The 19,138-nt window shown below is 39.4% G+C and carries 18 protein-coding genes and 2 tRNA genes; 7 read left to right on the top strand and 13 right to left on the bottom strand.

All coding sequences use genetic code 11. The features are described from left to right. Positions 1-217: 217 nt before the first annotated feature. The 3 genes from AVJ20_RS05980 to AVJ20_RS05990 all read left to right on the top strand — a co-directional run bounded on the left by AVJ20_RS05980 (position 218) and on the right by AVJ20_RS05990 (position 1,129). A tRNA-Asn gene (locus tag AVJ20_RS05980) sits at positions 218-293 on the top strand. Positions 294-548: 255 nt separating this feature from the next. Next, a tRNA-Asn gene (locus AVJ20_RS05985) sits at positions 549-624 on the top strand. A 22-nt stretch (positions 625-646) separates the two neighbouring features. After that, positions 647-1,129 carry a DUF2726 domain-containing protein gene (locus AVJ20_RS05990; protein WP_171319228.1) on the top strand — a complete coding sequence of 161 codons (483 nt, stop codon included), beginning with the start codon at positions 647-649 and terminating at the stop codon, positions 1,127-1,129. Positions 1,130-1,204: 75 nt separating this feature from the next. On the opposite strand, the gene AVJ20_RS05995 is transcribed toward AVJ20_RS05990, so the two are convergent. From AVJ20_RS05995 to AVJ20_RS06010, 4 genes are all read right to left on the bottom strand, one after another. Continuing rightward, entirely contained in the window at positions 1,205-1,465 is a 261-nt protein-coding gene (locus AVJ20_RS05995) for a hypothetical protein (protein ID WP_111884529.1), read from the bottom strand. 182 nt (positions 1,466-1,647) lie between these two features. Then, positions 1,648-3,108, bottom strand: a complete 1,461-nt coding sequence (locus AVJ20_RS06000; RefSeq protein ID WP_111884530.1) for an alpha/beta hydrolase family protein — start codon at positions 3,106-3,108, stop codon at positions 1,648-1,650. A 122-nt stretch (positions 3,109-3,230) separates the two neighbouring features. After that, positions 3,231-4,112, bottom strand: a complete 882-nt coding sequence (gene ubiA, locus AVJ20_RS06005; protein WP_078191899.1) for a 4-hydroxybenzoate octaprenyltransferase — start codon at positions 4,110-4,112, stop codon at positions 3,231-3,233. Between the two features lie 22 nt (positions 4,113-4,134). Next, the gene (locus AVJ20_RS06010; RefSeq protein WP_111884531.1) at positions 4,135-4,620 is read right to left on the bottom strand and encodes a chorismate--pyruvate lyase family protein; all 486 of its coding nucleotides are present in this window, start codon (positions 4,618-4,620) and stop codon (positions 4,135-4,137) included. Between the two features lie 203 nt (positions 4,621-4,823). On the opposite strand from AVJ20_RS06010, the gene AVJ20_RS06015 reads away from it, so the two are divergent. Further along, entirely contained in the window at positions 4,824-5,738 is a 915-nt protein-coding gene (locus tag AVJ20_RS06015) for a polysaccharide deacetylase family protein (RefSeq protein WP_111884532.1), read from the top strand. A gap of 84 nt (positions 5,739-5,822) precedes the next feature. Here the strand turns inward: AVJ20_RS06015 and AVJ20_RS06020 are convergent, their stop codons facing one another. Both AVJ20_RS06020 and glnA read right to left on the bottom strand, forming a co-directional pair. Then, positions 5,823-6,101: a hypothetical protein gene (locus tag AVJ20_RS06020; protein ID WP_111884533.1), complete on the bottom strand. Its 279-nt coding sequence runs from the start codon at positions 6,099-6,101 to the stop codon at positions 5,823-5,825. Between the two features lie 96 nt (positions 6,102-6,197). Next, a complete protein-coding gene (gene glnA, locus AVJ20_RS06025) occupies positions 6,198-7,613 on the bottom strand; it encodes a type I glutamate--ammonia ligase (protein ID WP_171319222.1) in 1,416 nt (471 codons plus the stop codon). A 1,062-nt stretch (positions 7,614-8,675) separates the two neighbouring features. Between glnA and AVJ20_RS06030 the strand changes: the two genes are divergently transcribed. Beyond that, positions 8,676-9,881, top strand: coding sequence for a tyrosine-type recombinase/integrase (locus AVJ20_RS06030; protein WP_111884535.1), 1,206 nt, complete (start codon positions 8,676-8,678; stop codon positions 9,879-9,881). A gap of 635 nt (positions 9,882-10,516) precedes the next feature. On the opposite strand, the gene AVJ20_RS06040 is transcribed toward AVJ20_RS06030, so the two are convergent. Then, entirely contained in the window at positions 10,517-10,699 is a 183-nt protein-coding gene (locus tag AVJ20_RS06040; RefSeq protein WP_111884537.1) for a hypothetical protein, read from the bottom strand. Positions 10,700-10,963: 264 nt separating this feature from the next. Here AVJ20_RS06040 and AVJ20_RS18885 point away from each other — a divergent pair, with 264 nt between their 5' ends. Both AVJ20_RS18885 and AVJ20_RS06045 read left to right on the top strand, forming a co-directional pair. Next, positions 10,964-11,092: a hypothetical protein gene (locus AVJ20_RS18885; RefSeq protein ID WP_257235011.1), complete on the top strand. Its 129-nt coding sequence runs from the start codon at positions 10,964-10,966 to the stop codon at positions 11,090-11,092. A gap of 81 nt (positions 11,093-11,173) precedes the next feature. Further along, positions 11,174-11,506, top strand: a complete 333-nt coding sequence (locus tag AVJ20_RS06045) for a GrlR family regulatory protein (protein ID WP_111884538.1) — start codon at positions 11,174-11,176, stop codon at positions 11,504-11,506. 52 nt (positions 11,507-11,558) lie between these two features. On the opposite strand, the gene AVJ20_RS06050 is transcribed toward AVJ20_RS06045, so the two are convergent. Genes AVJ20_RS06050 through AVJ20_RS06075 form a run of 6 tightly spaced genes read right to left on the bottom strand, consistent with a single transcriptional unit; the run spans position 11,559 to position 19,091 of the window. After that, positions 11,559-12,065 (bottom strand): hypothetical protein, encoded by a 507-nt coding sequence (locus tag AVJ20_RS06050; protein ID WP_111884539.1) that lies wholly within the window; start codon positions 12,063-12,065, stop codon positions 11,559-11,561. After that, on the bottom strand, positions 12,062-12,568 hold the full coding sequence (locus AVJ20_RS06055) for a lysozyme (protein ID WP_111884540.1): 507 nt from the start codon (positions 12,566-12,568) through the stop codon (positions 12,062-12,064). Before AVJ20_RS06055 ends, AVJ20_RS06050 begins: the two co-directional genes overlap by 4 nt. After that, a complete protein-coding gene (locus tag AVJ20_RS06060; RefSeq protein ID WP_111884541.1) occupies positions 12,552-12,815 on the bottom strand; it encodes a hypothetical protein in 264 nt (87 codons plus the stop codon). The genes AVJ20_RS06055 and AVJ20_RS06060 overlap by 17 nt, the downstream gene beginning before the upstream one ends. A 59-nt stretch (positions 12,816-12,874) precedes the next feature. Further along, positions 12,875-15,364: a phage tail protein gene (locus AVJ20_RS06065; protein ID WP_111884542.1), complete on the bottom strand. Its 2,490-nt coding sequence runs from the start codon at positions 15,362-15,364 to the stop codon at positions 12,875-12,877. After that, entirely contained in the window at positions 15,364-15,789 is a 426-nt protein-coding gene (locus AVJ20_RS06070; protein ID WP_111884543.1) for an NlpC/P60 family protein, read from the bottom strand. Before AVJ20_RS06070 ends, AVJ20_RS06065 begins: the two co-directional genes overlap by 1 nt. Continuing rightward, a complete protein-coding gene (locus AVJ20_RS06075) occupies positions 15,786-19,091 on the bottom strand; it encodes a hypothetical protein (RefSeq protein WP_111884544.1) in 3,306 nt (1,101 codons plus the stop codon). Before AVJ20_RS06075 ends, AVJ20_RS06070 begins: the two co-directional genes overlap by 4 nt. Positions 19,092-19,138 lie beyond the last annotated feature (47 nt).

Consider the following 19,138-nt stretch of genomic DNA (forward strand, 5'->3'; position numbering starts at 1 on the left):
GATTCTAAAAAGCCCACTCATTGCGAAGTGGGTTTTTTATTGCCTGATATTTAACAAAGCATACCTACTTTTTTGTTTTTGCTTTCCTAAAAAGTATCCGTATATGTACCAAGTTGTCTGATTCGGCTATTTTTAAAACACTTAATTTGATTTTTAAGTATTTTATTTAAATCTGGCTTGACCACCCTCCCATACATCTTTAGAATCCACTTCAGATTCTCCAATAGCTCAGTCGGTAGAGCGACGGACTGTTAATCCGCAGGTCCCTGGTTCGAGCCCAGGTTGGAGAGCCAAATTCTAAAAGCCCACGCATTATGTCGTGGGCTTTTTTATGCTCTGACTTTTGTTTTGAGATAAGTATAACTTGCTCTATGACCTAAGCTTTTCACTTAGCTCTCCGACCACATTAGAAAGAATAGTCAGAGCTTAAGTTTTAAAAACGCTTTATATTAAAGGTGTTTATATTTAATACATTCAGCCTAAATTTCCTTATTTTTTGCAATTCTGACTTGACCTCACTGCATTTGCCCCATAGAATGCGTGCAGATTCTCCAATAGCTCAGTCGGTAGAGCGACGGACTGTTAATCCGCAGGTCCCTGGTTCGAGCCCAGGTTGGAGAGCCAAATTCTAAAAAGCCCACGCATCATGACGTGGGCTTTTTTCATATATGTAGTTTATTTCGTGCCAAATCTCAGTCAGTTTACATTTTTTATTATTGGTTGCTTGGCAACTTTTGCCCTTGTCTGCTTAATCTTTCCGAGACTGTTTAGAAGCAAACAAAAGTTTTTCCCACGTCGTGTAATCACCGCCTTTGAAAGTAAGATGTTTCATCGTTTAAATGAAGCATTTCCGGACTACCACATTTTAGCACAAGTGGCGTTTAGCGCACTGATCACCACTCAAAATTACAAAATCAGAAATAGATTTAATCGAAAAGTCACTGATTTTGTCATACTTGACCAAACTTATAATGTGCTTGTGATTATCGAACTTGATGACCCCAGTCATATAGGCAAAGAGCAAGAAGATGCTGAACGTGATGCAATGCTTGAAGAAGCTGGCTACCGTGTAATCCGCTACATCAGTATTCCAACAGTTCACACGCTCAGGCATGATGTAAATAAATAGTTGTTAAATACGTAAAGTACAATCAAACATTGGGTGAATGCGCATTGCATTCACATCCATAATGTAAGCAGAATTTTACTGAGCATTTGACTCTTGAGCTGCCAGCACTTCCGATACTGCTTGGTCAGCCTCAGCAGCCAAAGCCGCATCTTGAGCTTCTTTTTCTTTAATACGCTCAATCATTTCAGCTTGTTGTTGCTTATACTTTTCTTGGTTTTTAGCATCACTATTGACTGCAAGAAAAGCCATACTGACCAAAAATATAGGAATCAATAGCCCAAGTGCCATCAAAATGATCATCTTTTTGGTATTGGGTTTTGGCTTAACTTCAGACATAACGATTCTTTCATTTACATAAATAATTCGACGCCCAATATAGCAAAAAACAAAATTCGCTCAAGCCTTCATATCATTCTTTGCTCGAACTAACGATGCCCCTCATTTTCACGGATTGAATGATTAATAATCCAATATGCAAAAAAAAGGAGACATGCTCCTTTTTTTATTATTGAAAAAACTTAGCTTGAAGCAGCTCCCCCCTTACAATGTGGACTTTGGCTTGCATCTTTTTGCTCATTGGTTAAGACAATACCTGTACCTGCTGACATTTTAGCTTGAATAAATTCGACCGCTTGCGCATTTCTACAGATAATTGCCTGTGTATGATTTGCATTTGGCACAACGTCTAATTGATAACCTTCAGCATAATTTGCATCTGGGAAATACTTCGTCGCTTGTGTTTTCATATTTGCAAATAGCGCTTGCGTAACCACAGGAATAACTGCCTGATCATTTGCACCTTGAATAATATACACAGGCGCTTTAATTACTTTGGCAGCAGTAGCATTTGTCGCTGGCTGATTATCATTTAAAAATTTCTGAACAACAGGATCGGTATCGATTTTATTCAAATCAATTCCATACTGTGAAACCGTATGCGTTGGATCCTTTAAAAATTCAATCACAGCTGCTTTAAACTGTTCTTGCAAACCATTTGCGCCATTTGGATCGGCATAACTTAAACATGCACCGTCATCCCCTGTACGTCCATAGGCTTTTTCTGCAATAACACCGGCATCAGCAGTAAAAATATTTTTTAAATCATAATTTGGCTCATAGGCTTTAATACCCGAACTGGTCAATGCAGCATATGCCAAAAGCTCAGCATAGCCATCTGCAATTTGATCAATTAACGCTTGTGCTTGAACCTCCGAAAGCTGCCCCATACTAAGTGCATAACGCACTTGTGCCAACTGTTCATCCAATCTATTCAATCCATGGGGTTTAGGTTGACCATTTGCATCAACATTTAGTTTTGGATCTAAATAGATCTTAATAATCGTGCCTAAACTCGACGCAGGTGCGGCTGCTACTGCACCTTTATAATTAGTATCGGTATTCGCAAATTCCGCCGTCCCTAAGGATGCATGACCACCTTGCGATTGACCAATCGACATCCACTGACCATTGAGTTGCTTACCATAATGTTCTTTTGCCGCTTTAACTGCAGTAAGCGCCGAATTTGCCGCACTCGATAAATTAAGGTATGGATGAACCCCCTTGGTTCCTAAACCCTCATAGTCTGGTGCCACAATTACATAACCTGCCGCCATAAGCGTGTTAGCTAGAATTTTAAAGCGTGGATGAATTGCATTTTTACTTGGCGCACATTCATCTCCAGCTCCGACTGTTCCATGCTCCCATACCACAACACGATAACCATCTTTAGGTTGAGTAGCTTTCGGAAACAACACTAAAGCCGTTGCTGTTGCTACTTTCCCCTGCACATTGGTCATGTTATACGTCATGACTTTTATGGACGATGTATTGTCTACAGTTTCTAAAGCATAATTTGCTTCAGAAACAAATGTTGATTTTTGATTCGAAGATGATGAGTCATTATCATCGTCATTACACGCGGTTAAAGACAGCATAGAAACTGCAACTGTCAAAGCCAATGCTATTTTTGAACGTTTCATAAAATATCCTTTTTAATCATTATTCTTTACACATGAAACTACATGCCTTTTTATTAATGCATAAAAAAAAGCACCCGAATAGGATGCTTTAGTTCATTTTAAAAAGTTTCAGATCAATGACATTAAAGAGCCAATGCCATAAAAATTCCAATAAAAATCATAAACCCTACCCAACGGTTATGGCGAAACGCCCAAAAACATAACTGCGGATCACGGCCTTTGGTTTTAGTCCACTGGTAAATAAAATCGGCAGCCACAGCCAACATTGCAACTAAACCAAATGGCATCAAGAGATCTTCTAAATACAACGCAGAACCAATCAGTACAATGCTTAGCGCCTGTAATAAAGAAATGATTTCTATATCATATTTACCAAATAAAATCGCAGTTGATTTCACGCCAATTTTCAAATCATATTCACGGTCAGTAATGGCATATTGTGTGTCATATGCAACGGTCCACGCCAAATTACCAAAGTACAATAACCAGCAAGTCAAATCAGGTGTTTGCCCCACAGCGGTGTAAGCCATAGGAATCGACCATGAAAATGCCGCGCCTAAAAATACTTGTGGCAGATGCGTGTAGCGTTTCATAAAGGGATAAATGAACGCTAAAAACAATGCACCAAAGGACCAATAAAAAGTTTCTATCGGTAAAAAGAACAACATACATGCGCTAGCAAGCACCAAGATCAAGAACACATATATGGCTTCTTTAGCACTAATCACTCCAGTGGCTAAAGGACGATGTTTGGTTCTTTCCACAGCACCATCGACTTTACGGTCAGCAAAGTCATTAATCGCACAACCTGCTGCACGCATAAATATCGTGCCCAAAATCATGGGAATCAAAATACTGAATTGCGGTGTTCCTTGATTGGCAATCCACAGTGCCCACATGGTTGGCCAAAAAACCAGTTCCGTGCCAATTGGCTTATCGAAGCGACATAAATAGTAATAAGCTTCTAAACGCTGCTGCCAAGTAATTTGTTGCACCACGGCCATGACTGTCCTTCATCTGGTAATGTTATTTCTGCAAATATTGTTCAAAACTCGCTAAAAAAGTTTCCTGAACAATAAATTTACAACCATGCCAAGTATAACAGCTCTGACGTGTCCAACCATCGTCTAGCCACAGTACACGCCGCTCACACTTCGGATTGGTCCGTTGAAATAAAAAATGTCCGATCGGTTTTTTACCAATATGCTGAAAAATCCGCGCACGTCCTTGTATGCTAAGGATTGGAAATATACTTTTTGCCTTGACCCACGGCTCAGCTTCACAGCCATATAAATAACTTTCACGTACCCAAGCTGTGTGCTGTATTGGCATTTGTAGCCACCGTGCATCTTGAAGCGTCATACGTTGAAATTGCTCAATACTTGGCTCAACCTTAAATACGCCTTGGGCAAAATCTGTTAATTGTTGAGTTAATGAACCCGAAGCATACAACCATGTTCTTAATTCAGGAGACATTCTTTTATCCCGCATTTCGCATGCTTGACGCTGCATATTCCATTTCCCTTATAAGCATTTGCTGAGTATAGCGAATCCTTAGTGTAACCAACTCAACATCGTTTTTCATGACCCATAGCTTGTTTTCAGTAAAATGAGCAAAACCAAAACAGCTTAAGCACTTCATTACATATGCAATCAACACAAACCTCACATACACAGTATGATGTCGTGGATAACCACTAAATTACACAAGCATAATGTTTCCATTTTACTCGCTACATGTTTTTATTTTTTTCGTTTTACTTTGTGCCAATATCACGGTTCAAGCAAAATCTATTGCACTCAGTTTTGATGATGGATTAAATCCAGCGTTTAACGCACAAGCGGAACAAATCAATGCTCAAATTTTAAAGCATCTGCATGATCAAAAAATCAAAACTATTGTTTTTCCGAGCCTGATTAAAATTGGTGATTATCAAGGTAAGCAACTAATTCAAGCGTGGGGACAATCCGGCCATCTGATTGGCAATCATAGTGCACTGCACCAAAATCTGAATAAAGAAAATGTCACATTAAAAGATTATCTGCACAGCATTGAACATGCGGATACAGTGTTAAAAACGCTGCCGAATTACACACGTATCTATCGTTATCCATTTTTAAAAGAAGGTAATAGCGCTGAAAAACGTGATGCTGTCTATCAATGGTTAGAGCAGCATCAATACCGCATTGGCGGTATGAGTATCGATGCCAGTGACTGGTTTTATAACCGAAAATATCTCGACTATGCCAAACTGCAAGATCAGGACAAATTAGACCGACTAAAACAAGCATATATTACTCACCTGCTTCACCGAGCAGATTATTATGACCAACTTGCCCAGCTCACCATAAATCGTTCGCCACAGCATGTTTTACTTTTACATGTGAATGCTATTAATGCCGCATTTTTAAAGGATGTCATTACTGCTTTTCAGCAGCATGGCTGGACTTTTATTTCAGCAGCAGACGCCCTACAAGACCCACTATATTCACAGCGCAGCCAAAACATCCCTGCGGGAGAGAGTGTGATTTGGTCCATTGCCAAAACCAAAGGATTCGAAAACTTACGCTACCCTGCCGAAGATGCGCCATATGAAATCGATAATTTAAAACAGCATGGTTTGCAATAACGTTTGGCAAATTTCTAGATATTCAATAAAAAATGACCTGCAATATTGCAGGTCATTTTTTCAGTTCAATTTTTTAGTGTTGAATTAAAAGTTATCTGTCTTGGCAATGGCTTCAAACTTGCCTTGCGGTGTTTTAATCAGAACTAGTCCTTCGGTTGTAATATAAAAACTTTCAGGGTATTCAAACTCCAATGCCAGCTCTGGGTTTTTCAGTTCGACAAATTGAGCCTGTTTATAACCTTCAACGGTCCGCCCAACTTCCAAATAAGTCACTTCTGAGAAGTTGAGTTTAAATCCCTTTGCCTGATCCGCTGGATCAATCCAAGGGAAAAAACCGGTATGTTTTTTACGTGGTTTTGCCATGTTTAGATATTCATTCAACTCTTTGCTTTATCTTAACCCATCCCATAAAAAAACCCGCACAAGGCGGGTCTTTTTACAGTGAAATTCTGTACAGAATTACAAGCTGTAGTACATGTCGAATTCAACTGGGTGAGTAGTCGTGTTAAGACGACGAACTTCTTCAGTTTTAAGTTCGATGTAGGCATCAAGCATTTCTTTAGTGAACACGCCACCTTTAAGAAGGTAATCATGGTCAGCTGCAAGAGCTTCAAGCGCCATATCTAAGCTATGAGCCACTGTAGGGATTTTAGCTTCTTCTTCAGGAGGAAGGTCGTACAAGTTCTTGTCAGCAGCTTCACCTGGGTGGATCTTGTTTTGAATACCGTCAAGACCAGCCATAAGAAGTGCAGCGAAACCTAAGTACGGGTTCATCATTGGATCTGGGAAACGTGCTTCGATACGTTTGCCTTTAGGGCTAGAAACATAAGGAATACGGATAGAAGCTGAACGGTTACGTGCTGAGTAAGCAAGCATAATCGGCGCTTCGAAATGTGGAACTAAACGTTTGTACGAGTTAGTTGATGGGTTTGTGATTGCGTTCAATGAACGAGCGTGTTTGATCACACCGCCAATGAAGTACAACGCCATTTCTGAAAGACCAGCGTATTCATCACCAGCAAACAAGTTCTTGCCGTCTTTAGAGATCGACATGTGAACGTGCATACCAGAACCGTTATCGCCAACCATTGGTTTAGGCATAAACGTAGCAGTTTTAGCATATTGGTGAGCAACGTTCCAAACCGCATATTTAAACTGTTGAACTTCGTCCGCTTTGCGAACCATAGTGTTGAAGCTTACACCGATTTCAAGCTGGCAAGATGCAACTTCATGGTGATGTACTTCTACACGACCTGGACCCATGATGTCTTCGATTTTTGCACACATATCTGCACGCATATCTTGTGAAGAATCAACAGGAGGAACTGGGAAGTAACCACCTTTCACACGTGGACGGTGACCAGAGTTACCCGCTTCGTAATCTTTACCAGTAGACCAAGCAGCTTCTTCAGCGATTAATGTGTGGCGCGCGCCAGACATATCGATGTCCCATTTTACTTCGTCAAAAACGAAGAATTCTGGTTCTGGACCAAAGAAAGCTGTATCACCGATACCAGTTGATTTTAGGTATTCTTCCGCACGGCGAGCAATAGAGCGTGGGTCACGTTCATAACCTTGACCAGTTGAAGGTTCGATAACATCACAAGTCACAACAACTGTAGCTTCTGCAAAGAACGGGTCGATAAAACAAGTTTCTGCATCTGGACGTAAGATCATGTCAGATGCTTCAATGCCTTTCCAACCAGCAATTGAAGAACCATCAAACATTTTGCCATCTTCAAACGTATCTTCGTCGATTGAATCTGCTGGGTAAGTTACGTGTTGTTCTTTACCCTTAGTATCAGTAAAGCGAAAATCGACCCATTTTGCGCCACTTTCTTGGATGAGTTGAAGGACCTTGTTCGCCATGCTCATTTTGCTCCGATGATTTTTTTGTGCACACTGAAGTGCGTGTTAGTAGTTGGTAGTTATTAAGCAATTACCGTACCAACTTTTAAAAGCCAAGCTAAAATATTGAATTCCTTATCAGAATAGAAGATTTTAGCTCCTAGCTTTTCGACTATTATACTGTGTGTAACAGTAAATGCACCATATTCAGCCACTCTTCATCACTTTTGTTTAAAAACTTCTCGCAGGTGTATCAAAATAGTGCAACTTGGTTTTGCACCAAAATGATTAATCGCTTTCAACGATAAAATCATTGAGATTTTATCAAAGCTTTAAGGTCGAATTTAAATACGATAGAAACTAATGGCTTAGCTAGTTATAAATGGAAAAATACTGGCGTAATAACTGAATTAATGATCGATATCTAGGTTTTTTGAGCCCGTAAAGTATCCATTTTTTGACGTTAATTTAACCATTTTGTTTTAATTTTAATCAATCTACCTTTGCATTAATTTGTGCTCCATTTTGGTGATTTTGCTTCAAAACGATTCATATTTTTCCATCAAGAGCCTGAATTGCTATTTTTAACGACAGCAAACAGATCTTTTTAAAATATCAACTGAACACATTTTAAACACTTAAATTCAGCCGATTGCTTTGTTCAACTTAAATCCTAAATTTATAAGTTGATAATTTGCTGAAATGATTTCAGTTGCGATGAACTTTGGCGAAATTGTTCAGCAGAAATTGAATAATATTTGCTATGATTGGCTGCATTCTAAATATTTCACTATTTTTCTATTTAAAATATCCACACGATATTTGGGTCAATATACAACTATTTAGAATCATTTCGGACTATTCAAAGCACAGTTAAGTGCATAAATTTCAAAGGTTAATACGCTCATGCTTTTGATGATCGAAAAAAAGTACTGAGATTCACACTACTCCCCATTAGTTCCTTTTACCTACATAACAGTCTGATTTGTTACAAAATAGGTTTGTATTAGTTCCTTTTAGTTCTTCTTAATCCGGTACATTTACGGGTAATATTGCGGGTAACCTTAAATTTACCCGTTCGTTACCCGTATGGCCTCCAATAAGCTTACAGATGCAAAAATTAAAACACTTAAACCACAAGAGAAAGTTTACCGAATATTAGATTCAGATCGCCTGTATATTGAAGTTCGCCCATCAGGTACGAAAGTTTGGCGTTTTAAATTTACACATCAAGGTAAAGAGTCATCTATGAGTCTTGGTGAGTATCCATCAATCGGTTTAGCTGATGCTCGCATTTTGCGTGAAGAAATGAGGGCAAAACTTGCTAGAGGAGTTCACCCTGTTTTAGAGAGAAAGCAGCTCAAACTTGAAGAAGAAAGCAAACTAACCAATACTTTTAAAAATGTTGCTTTAGAATACTATGCAGAGCGCCTAAGCTCTAAGACTGAAAACTATAAAAACCAATTTTTAGTTTCTATGGAAAAAGATGTATTTCCGGCTATCGGATCTAAAGACATTAAAGCTGTAACGTCAGCTGATGTTTTAGGTATTTTGAAAAATACTATTAAACGAGTTAGATCTCAAAAGAATCGTGGCACTGGTGAGGTTACAGCAATACAAAATAGGAAGTTTATTGGTGCTGTTATGCGATATGCCATTGCCACCCTACGCGCTGAGAATGATCCAACATATGCTGTTCGTGATGTGGTTATCCGCCCTGAAGTTACCCATGCAAGAGCATTAAGTAAAGATGAGCGTATCAAGGTCAGAACTCGCTTAGAAACTTACGGCGGCACTGAAACGGTAAAAAATGCTGGTCTTATGCTGCTTTACACGATGCTTAGAACCATAGAAATACGTCGCATGGAATGGTCTTGGGTAGATTTTGACGATCGCATCGTAACTTTTCCTAAGGCTGCCATGAAGAAAAGCCGCGAACATATTCTTCCGATGTCGGAACAAGTCTACGCAATTCTTAAAAACCAATATTTAAATTCTGGTAATAAAGTTTATGTGTTCCCTTCGGTTTATAAATCGGATTCAATGCTTAACCAGATGACCCTAAATAGAATGTTTCAACATTTAGCTATTGAAGATGTTTCAGCTCACGACTTGCGTGCTACTGCTTCTACTTTGCTGAATGAATATGGCTATGATGAGAAATGGATTGAAGCTCAACTTGCACATGCTGACGATAATAAAACCCGAGCATCATACAATCACGCAAAATATTTGGCTGATCGTAGGAAAATGATGCAAGATTGGGCTGATATGGTAGATAGATGGAAGCAATAAAGCCTTCTATTGTTTCTATTGTTGGTGGGTACTTCTTTCTTTGAAATACCTTATACAACTCTCTATAAATTCAGCATTTACGTGCTACAAGCCTAGAATATTATCGAGATTTTGTTCTTTCAGAATTGACCACATCTCTTTACTATTTCAGATGAAGAATTGCGATTAATATTTTTAACTTACAGAGTCATAACTTACCTTTTATGCTTTTTTTCATTTTATAGTTTTAAAACAGTAAGCCGAGCCTAATTGAAAATAATGCACACAAACGAAACACTTCGCAATATATTTAGAACAATGCAAGATAAAAAATTATTACTATAAAAATATTTCAATCTATTTAATAAAATTTTTAAAATAATTTCTTCTCGAATTTGAATTTAAAACTAAATGGTAGCAAAACTTATCATATTTATTACGATGCTGATAATCATTATTATTCTGTTGAAATTCATTATTCAACAATATTTCTTTAAAATTCAAATTTGTTACTTCAATAACTAGTTTTGTATCCATGACATTCACCTTTTGAACATAATAATTATTAACTAGATAAAGCAACTAGAAATCACTCAAAGTTAAAGGAGGTGTGGTCAATTCCCCCTTTAACCCTGCATCAGAGACAAAAAAACAACTCAATTATTTTTTTTATCTTGTTGTTGCTCTTTGTTTATTTGAGCCTGATCTTTTTTTTGCTCATGTTTACTCTGATGTTCACTAACTTGTTGCTGTTTTTGCGGTTGATTTTCCTGATCACTATCAGGTTGTTTATGTGAATCTTGATTCTGTTTAGAACCTGGCTGTTTAAAGTTTGGCATAACTACTTCCTATATTTGTCATTAGCATTAGTGACAAATACAGATTGGACCCTTTATTTATATATAGATACTATTTAAATGTATCAAGAAATATTATTAAACTTTTAGTAAAATACATTCTTATATTTAATAGCCTGTTATAACTAAAAATCAAATAAATTTTATATTTTAATTTTCTCAATTATATTTTATTACAAAAATAACCTGAAAAAATAAATATTGAGTGCTATTTATTTAATCTCCAAGTAAAGAAGTAGGTGCAAAATGAAAATTTTAAAAATATTAGGTGCAAGTATTTTAGCTGGCTGTTTATACAGAAAAATAAAAAACCAGAAAAAATCTAAATGTGCACTTAAAAATGATGCTGAAACTCAGGCATCAGCCACTAAATGAATTATTAAAAACTCATTATTTAGTTTTTAATACGTTCAATATCAAACAATTACTCACAGTTTATTTATATCGAGAACACTAATGAATAACGGTGTTTATTTACTTATTTTTAAAAGTATTAATATTGATTTTGGCACCGGAATTTTGGTTGTGAACAACAACATAGCCAATGGCGGCGATACTATATATTCATATACTGGCGAAATAAATGATACACAGGTTGTGTTTGAGTTTATCAAACACAATATTGAAGCACATTCACTCTTCGGGAATGTTGGCAAACTTAAGCTTAATCTGACATGTCACCCAGAGCCTGAGGGCTATCTTATGAAAGGTAATGTAGAGAATATCCAGTCTGTCCCACTGGTCATTAAAGCTAAGTTTATTGGTCACATTGCTAAAGAGTCTAACTAGTAGCAGTTCAGCAATAATTTAAAAAGCATAGCCCTCAATTGAGGGCTTTTTATTATGGCCAAGCATCATTTAATCGTTTTGCATCAGCTGCGTGTTCATCAGCTCGTTGCGCCACTGTTCGATATTCATTGACGCATTTTTCGAGTACGACACCGTTGGCACTAGCGTACTCAATGATGGTTTCTCGGGTAGCTGTGGACATACGACTTGAGGCTGTATCGATTTGCTTTGACAGCCGATCAATAGCGGACTTAGCGCTATTGCTATCAGCAATAATTTGTTTGATATCATCACGATGTTGAATCTCCGCTTTGAGTAGCTTTTCAGACCATTGTTTTTCTTTTGCGATAGCATCTGCTTTCGCTTTTTCGGTTAATGCCTCAGCCTTGGCTAGATCGGTTTTATATTTCGCATCAAGTAATGCGTAATCATCTTGCCAGCTTGAAACTCGCCATGTCTGCACACCAAAGCCGATAAGTGCAAGCAATAAAAAAGCCGCCAATGCAATGATGACGGCTTCATAAAACTTTGTGATAAATCCTGTTATTAATTCTTTCATTGTGCCCCCATGCATTTTTGATGACGCTCTAATTGTCGAGTCCAAACGCCATAGCAATTGTTTGAACGCACTGAACAATCACGCTTTGCAACGAACTTCCACTTCAATAATGAATCGCAAGCGGCCTTGTACTGCCTAGCCTTCAGGTTGCGTAGCATTGAAGATGAGCGCCAGTTAGCTGCACCAAAGTTGTATGAAAAATCGAGATACACATCGTATTCAACTTGCGAAAGTTTCACACCTTCAAGTGACTTTCGAAATGCAATCTCATCTTTAGACACGTGCGCCTTTGCCCACTCCAATGCGGTTTTTCGAGAAATTGGTGGATCAGTCATTTTGATTGGCTTACCACCTGGTTTAGTAGTAGATCCAATGCCCTGTGTTACAACCCCGCCGCTATCTTTATAGGGTTTTGCTGAGTAACCTTCATGCTTTTCTAAACCCACAAAAAAAGCAGCCGAAGCTGCTAATCCATACGTCCAATATTTAGTCTTGTTTGACATTGCATTGCCCTCGCAATTTCGCAATTTTCAGTTCATGTTCTTCCTGCTCACGTTGATCTTTGCGCTTTTGAAATTGCTTATTTGATAAGTAGTTTGCAAAACTGATCGCAAGACCAGCCAAGCCGATAATGACACCGACTAAAAAACCCCAATCCCACGTTGCAAGCCAACTTACAACAGTTAGCCCTGCACCTGCGCCTGTTGCTACTGGTCCAGATGCATCTACAATTTGTGTCGTATTCGACATTGCGCCCCCTAATTTTTGGCAATAAAAAAGCACCCGAAGGTGCTTTATGGTTGAAAATTTTAACTATCAGCAGTTGCCTGTGTTATTCGTGATGAATAATTCCACGAAGTCGGCTTCCAAACGTCCCTTGCTGCAACACGCACATAATATGTGGTCGTTGATTGCAAGCCCGTAATCGTGCAAGCATTTTCCGTACCCGTCCAACGTGCTGCCGTGGTATCAGGATCGAAACTTGCATTGGTACTGATCCACACCTGATAATCTTTTAGATCCGGTACTTCACTTGGTATCCAAGTCACTGTGATCGAATCAGCCGTTGCTGATGTGTACACGTTCAACAATTGTGGTGGCACTGGATTACTGATATTCAGCTCAGCAAAGGTACTAATAATCGAACCGTTTTTACTTGCGACACGTACTGTATAAGCACGTTGAATTCCGTCAATTTTCGCCTCTTCCATGCTGTATGAATAATCGGTATTCGTCGTTTCAACTGTTCGAAGCAAAACTCCACCTGAACGAATCTGAACAACATAGCCAGATGCACCCGCTGCCGGTTGCCATTGCACTTTGAAACTGGTACCCACAAATGCTGATTGCAGTGATAGACCCTTCACCCCTGCAGGACGACCACCGTTTACGGTATAACTATAAGCAGTCACTTCATCCAAAGTTTCTTCTTTTTGCTCAAGACCATTAAAGCTGGTGAACTTCAAATAAACCTCTTTGCCAACCATGTTCGGATTAAAATCGTACTCAAAAATGGCACGGTCAATACGAACAAATGATTCGCCTGCATTATGTGAGCTTGCATCATTGAAACGCCCACGAAGCATGCCACTTAATGTATATCGCCCAGATCCGTCCAATGTTGCATCAACATAGTTGATATATTCATCCCCGACTTTACACAAAGTTGCATCAACTTCAGCATCTTCAACCGTACCACCAAAAATTTGAGACGACGTATTGAGCTGCACTTGCATCGATGTATCATCTGTATCAATTGCAGTGGTCAACGTGCCATAACGTGCTGAGCCGTAAATCGTACCAATCATTTCATAAGTGGCATTATCTAAACTTGCCCAGACGTTACAACCGCCCCAATTGATACCACCCGATGCTGCAACCCAAATCTGATTTTTACCATCCGTTAATTCTAATGGAGGTTCAAAAATAGCCGGCGCATTGACGTTACCTGGTTCTTCATTCCCGCCTTGGTACCCGTTTGATGATTGCAGATCGTATTCAACAGCTGATCGAGATCCGACTGCAAGCTCTTCAGCAGTAATTGAAAGTACACCCTCTTCATCTTCTTCAACCCGAGTGATCCGCACTAGAAACTGATTCAATCCCAACGATTCATCCGTGATGGTTACAATGTCCATTGGCTCCAGTCGGCAGTATTTCCAACCCAGCTCAAACTCATATTCATTTCGAACATACAGTTTTCGCTGTAATAGCAATTGCACCGCATGACGGGCAATTTTCGGCTCACAGAAAAAGTCAAACTTGACTGGATCTTGTGTACGCAGACCAAACATTTCAATATTGGCTTGGTCCTTGGCTTCAACTGTTTCAGTGTTGTACTGGTTGAAGCGATTCACATACTCGATTTGGCAGTGGTTATAGGCATCTGTGTCACGGCTTCGACGTACACGTATTGGCTGATCTTCACCTAAGAAATCATCATCAGTGAGGTGATATACCGGTTCAAGATTTGGTGTGAATGTCACACCATTTCCAGTCACTGCACTGTCACCATAGGAACGGATTTTCAAGCCATCTGGACTTGGTACCACTGCACAATTCACTGCTTCAACAATCTCATTGATGATTTCAAACGCTTCACGCTGTTCTGTCAAAGCAGGACTGATCAACAAATTAGTGGCTGCACAATATGTTCGAAATTCAGATAAATCTGCCATATTCAAACTAGGTGCTGCACCGTACCGTGGATTCGTAATGAAGTCTTCGATCACATCCGCAGGATTTGCATCATGGATCGTTTCTGAAAATGTAATATCGCTAATCACTTCAAAATTATGATTCGATAATGCAGCACTTCCACCCAAGTCATAATTGGCACATGCGACATATCCAAGGAACGGATAATGCACTGCTTCATCTGGATGCTTTGATGCTAAATAACCCCAAACTGGATTATGGTCGCCATCAAAAAGTTCAAAGCCGATCTGATCAATCGGCTTGAGTTGCACACCACCTTCAGTCTTAGTGACGATCTGTTCTTTATCACGCCAAACAATGCCAATATCTTTGATTTTGTTTTCACACAATCCAAGCATCAAAGATGCTGAATAAGTATATGTTGTGTTTTTTGTCTTGGTTTTACCGCCTTTACCACCAGATTTAGTGGTTGTCGTGTGGGCAGTAGATTTAAAATCGCCATACCAAAACATATTGGCTGCAACACGATTTTTTCCATAAACCAGTGGCTGTGTCAGACCATAAGCAGACTGCTGAATGCGCATCGAGTTGATGCGCTTATCAGACGTACTGACTGTTGTACTTCCAAATATCCCGCCCATTATTCTTTTAGCCTCTTCATACGAAAAAAGCCCGCAATTCTGCGAGCTAGACTTCCTTTTGTGCCATCTTGGAGTATTACTCCTTGATGAATATAGGAGTGAATAATCGTTGGCCATTCAACGACAATTGCACCATGACTGATGCACTTGCCAAAATGATAAAGAACAATGTCACCAGGCTGTGGCTCATCGACTTCATAGCACACGGATAAAACGTGCTCCAAATATCGTTGGCCAAGCTGATGCATGTGCCAATCTGGTGGGTATGGTCGCGGATCTAAGTGATCCATGAGTCCAACTTTTTCATAGACTTCACAAATAAGAGTCCCACAATCTACCCCCACGCCTTTGACACGTCCTTGGTGATGATATGGTGTGCCGAGCCATGTCATAGCTTCAGTAACTGCTTCAAGATTTTTACTCATCGCATATACCGAATATCGCCAATGATCCATGTACCACCGCTGTTAAAACGACCATCAACACGCTTATCAAAGATGAAATGCTTTTCTAGAGCATAAGCAAAACAGTTTGGTTTTTCGCCGTTTAGCGTAGCGTCAACAGGCTCTTTATAGATTTCAACAACATTTACGCCATCATAAGTCATATAAACAATGTCATGCGGTGCATCTGTGCCTGTGTATGCGCCATCACGTCCAAAGTACATTGTTGCTGGCAAATGCGGTGCGTGTTGATAGCCACCACAACCGTAATGACTTAACGCGCTATGTGTAAACATTGCTGTATCACGCAAAGCATTCGGGTTTTTAGTTCGAGCCATTCGATATAAAGCAGTTGGATTTGCATCAGCCCCAAGCAACAAGCAATCTTGAAGTGGGAAAATTGATACATGCTGCTCATTTAACCAGTCTTGACTACGTGTATTAAAGCTGATCATTGATTGCTCAGGAGTCGCAGGTTTCTCAATAAACCACAAGTTTGACGCAACACTTGAGCCTGGGTTATTGAATGCGCCATCGCCCATCACAACCCAAACACCTTCCCAATACGGATCATACTTGACAGCATGAATGTGCATTGAATTACGCTGAGCGTTATCAATAAAGCTTGAAGTTGCTATATCAAGAATAACTTGATAAGTCTTACCGTTATCGCCTGAAAAATTCACACGACCAGTTCCGCGACCTTCTGTGGCTGGCTTGTAACCTGAAGTAATGACAATATTATCAACACAATCAGTTCCCCAAGCATTGTAGTGAATCCCCTGAACGTCTTGATAACCCGTTGCTGTAAGCCAAGTTGCACCCCCGTCTGTGGAATAGTGTGCAGTTTCCTTACTCACAATAACAAGTGTCCCGTCGCCAGTAATTCGTAGCCACCCCTTAGGGGTAGAAGCATTAACCAACGGCAAGCCAGAGCTATTAAATACGCCATGTTTTTCAGTACCAACGCTTGCCGACGCAACACAACGAATATTTAGATCATCAACTGTTGTTTTATAAAGTGCATTACCATTTTTGATATAAACATTGTCATCAAAATCAACATGCAGAATTTTAAAACCTTCACTGTCAATATGACGTACATTGCTCAATCGCTTCGGTAGCAAAGATTGACCGTTAATTAACTCATAATCCGCAACTGTGTCTTGTGCTGTTTTCAGCGGTCTAAACAACTGACGTCCAACACTAAAGACGTTTTGAGGCTGTTCAGCTAAAGCATCTTTCAAACGCAGATAATCGGTTAAACCTGTTGCAGTTTTTTCGCTTGCATATTTAATAAACTTAACAAATGGATTATGGCTTCCAACGGTTTGAATAAATCGCTTTAACTGCAATGGAACAACACCTGTATTCTCTGTCAGAAAAAACAACTCAGCATACTTAATAGCATAGCCATTATACGTTCTTGGAATAATGACCTGATTTAACGTCCAAGAATCATCACGGTTAATTAAAATGTTTCCAACGAACGCAGTAATTTCCGAAGTCTGACCATCTCTAAACAAACGCATCCATATCCGTGTTGGATTCGTTGTTTCATATTCGCTTTTAGCTAAAAATGATACAACGACTTGTTTGGATTGATCTGACGGCATATTAACAATGTATTTAGCGCCCTGCCCATAGGTTGCTGACGTTTCAGTAACTGGAATAGATAACACTCGATCACCTTCCGCATCAATCGTGATCGGATATTCTACTGACTGATCACCGTATTTTGAGAAGCCCGACAAAGTTGGATATTCCCAATCTGACAGCATTGTCCCTGTCTGATCCTCATTAAATAAATCTTCAAAAATAAGATCGTCAGAATACGGAACTTCTGAAACAATCAAACGACCAAGCTCTACTTTTGCATCATTTGTTAAGTTGATACGAAAGTTTAGTGATGCTGTTTCTGCTGTCGTTGTAATGCTGACATTTTTTACACCACTTGATGTAATGTTAGCACTTAGCCCACCAAGACTTGTGCCGTCTGCTTTCGTATGATAGACAGTGATTTGAGCAGTCCCAGTTCCCAAAGTTGCTACAGAATCGGGCAGGCTAATATAATAAGTTTTGCCAGTTTTGATATTTCCAAGCGCCACTACTTCGCTGTAAACTGCTCCACTGACTGCATATCGCTTGCTATCGACCGACTTCGCAACAACAGACCAGTCTGGGAATGATGAAAAGTTCTTTTCAGGTTTTTGTGATGTTACTGCCTTGATCAGGTCTGACTTTATTTTTGACTCATCGAAACGATCACCGATTTTCTTTTTAGCATTGACAGCAACAGGATCATAGCAAAGCTCAAACGATCGCAATGTAATTGCAGATGTGCCGTAATTATGAATAGCCAACTGCACTCTGTTGACTGTTTTTGCAAATGGGTTAGACAGTGAGAACTCATTACCTTGAGTTGAACACAAGAAGTAAGGTCTCACCTCGACGGTTGACGAATCTTTTGGGTAGCCTGTCCAAAAGAAGCGACAATCTCCTGTACTCATTTGATCAAGATAACCACAGTAGTACACCTTATTTAAATCACTTACAGTTAAGTCGAGTGTTAGCTCTTTCCCTGCTTGGATTGTAATATCACTATTTTCGTTGTAGCTCACACCATCGAAAACAGGCATTTTTGTCCAGTGTGGCAAGATACTTTTTCTCTCAGAATTTCGAGCAATTGTAACGTCTTTTGGTTCATTAACTCGCACAAACGGATTTGTTGGAACGCCTTCACCAACATAAAAATCCTCAACAACCAATTCAGCTCCACCAGTGACTTGCGGTTGAATGTTTACATGCTTGAACACAGCGCGATTGGCTTCACTTAACGCAACTTCAGATAGTTTTATCCAACCTGTAGCACCATCTGCAATGTTACCGTAAGCACTTAAAAATGTAGCATTATCTTGCTTAACCGCTTGCGCAAGAAAGCTCATGTTTGTTCCAGAATTTAAGGCTGCACTTTTAACTTTTACCCAAATTTGCAGTTTTGAACGAAGTTCACCATTAAACGGTACTGTAAAACCACCATTTACATTCATGCCTTTGTATCTGATTTCTGTCGGTGCATAGTCAGCTTTTAATGTTGATTTATCAAATGTATTCGCAATATATTGGGTCGCGTGTGCCGCTATTCCTCGAAATAAATTAATATTATTTTTAGCTGTAGAATCTTCTTTTGACTCAACACTCTCAGCCATCTGAGCAAGCATTTCACGCACTTGAGAGTGTTTTTTCGTTTTATCACGAAATTCAGTTGGTGATGGAATAGGCATATCTTTACCCCATAAAAAAACCCAGCTCAATGGCTGGGTATGGATTA

The sequence above is a fragment of the Acinetobacter sp. CFCC 11171 genome, from assembly GCF_003268405.1.
GTDB lineage: Bacteria > Pseudomonadota > Gammaproteobacteria > Pseudomonadales > Moraxellaceae > Acinetobacter > Acinetobacter amyesii.

Coding starts and splice junctions, on each gene's coding strand:
- AVJ20_RS05990 (WP_171319228.1), top strand. CDS start 647: ATGACGTGGGCTTTTTTCATATATGTAGTTTATTTCGTGCCAAATCTC.
- AVJ20_RS05995 (WP_111884529.1), bottom strand. CDS start 1,465: ATGTCTGAAGTTAAGCCAAAACCCAATACCAAAAAGATGATCATTTTG.
- AVJ20_RS06000 (WP_111884530.1), bottom strand. CDS start 3,108: ATGAAACGTTCAAAAATAGCATTGGCTTTGACAGTTGCAGTTTCTATG.
- ubiA (WP_078191899.1), bottom strand. CDS start 4,112: ATGGCCGTGGTGCAACAAATTACTTGGCAGCAGCGTTTAGAAGCTTAT.
- AVJ20_RS06010 (WP_111884531.1), bottom strand. CDS start 4,620: ATGCAGCGTCAAGCATGCGAAATGCGGGATAAAAGAATGTCTCCTGAA.
- AVJ20_RS06015 (WP_111884532.1), top strand. CDS start 4,824: ATGTTTCCATTTTACTCGCTACATGTTTTTATTTTTTTCGTTTTACTT.
- AVJ20_RS06020 (WP_111884533.1), bottom strand. CDS start 6,101: ATGGCAAAACCACGTAAAAAACATACCGGTTTTTTCCCTTGGATTGAT.
- glnA (WP_171319222.1), bottom strand. CDS start 7,613: ATGAGCATGGCGAACAAGGTCCTTCAACTCATCCAAGAAAGTGGCGCA.
- AVJ20_RS06030 (WP_111884535.1), top strand. CDS start 8,676: ATGGCCTCCAATAAGCTTACAGATGCAAAAATTAAAACACTTAAACCA.
- AVJ20_RS06040 (WP_111884537.1), bottom strand. CDS start 10,699: ATGCCAAACTTTAAACAGCCAGGTTCTAAACAGAATCAAGATTCACAT.
- AVJ20_RS18885 (WP_257235011.1), top strand. CDS start 10,964: ATGAAAATTTTAAAAATATTAGGTGCAAGTATTTTAGCTGGCTGTTTA.
- AVJ20_RS06045 (WP_111884538.1), top strand. CDS start 11,174: ATGAATAACGGTGTTTATTTACTTATTTTTAAAAGTATTAATATTGAT.
- AVJ20_RS06050 (WP_111884539.1), bottom strand. CDS start 12,065: ATGAAAGAATTAATAACAGGATTTATCACAAAGTTTTATGAAGCCGTC.
- AVJ20_RS06055 (WP_111884540.1), bottom strand. CDS start 12,568: ATGTCAAACAAGACTAAATATTGGACGTATGGATTAGCAGCTTCGGCT.
- AVJ20_RS06060 (WP_111884541.1), bottom strand. CDS start 12,815: ATGTCGAATACGACACAAATTGTAGATGCATCTGGACCAGTAGCAACA.
- AVJ20_RS06065 (WP_111884542.1), bottom strand. CDS start 15,364: ATGGGCGGGATATTTGGAAGTACAACAGTCAGTACGTCTGATAAGCGC.
- AVJ20_RS06070 (WP_111884543.1), bottom strand. CDS start 15,789: ATGAGTAAAAATCTTGAAGCAGTTACTGAAGCTATGACATGGCTCGGC.
- AVJ20_RS06075 (WP_111884544.1), bottom strand. CDS start 19,091: ATGCCTATTCCATCACCAACTGAATTTCGTGATAAAACGAAAAAACAC.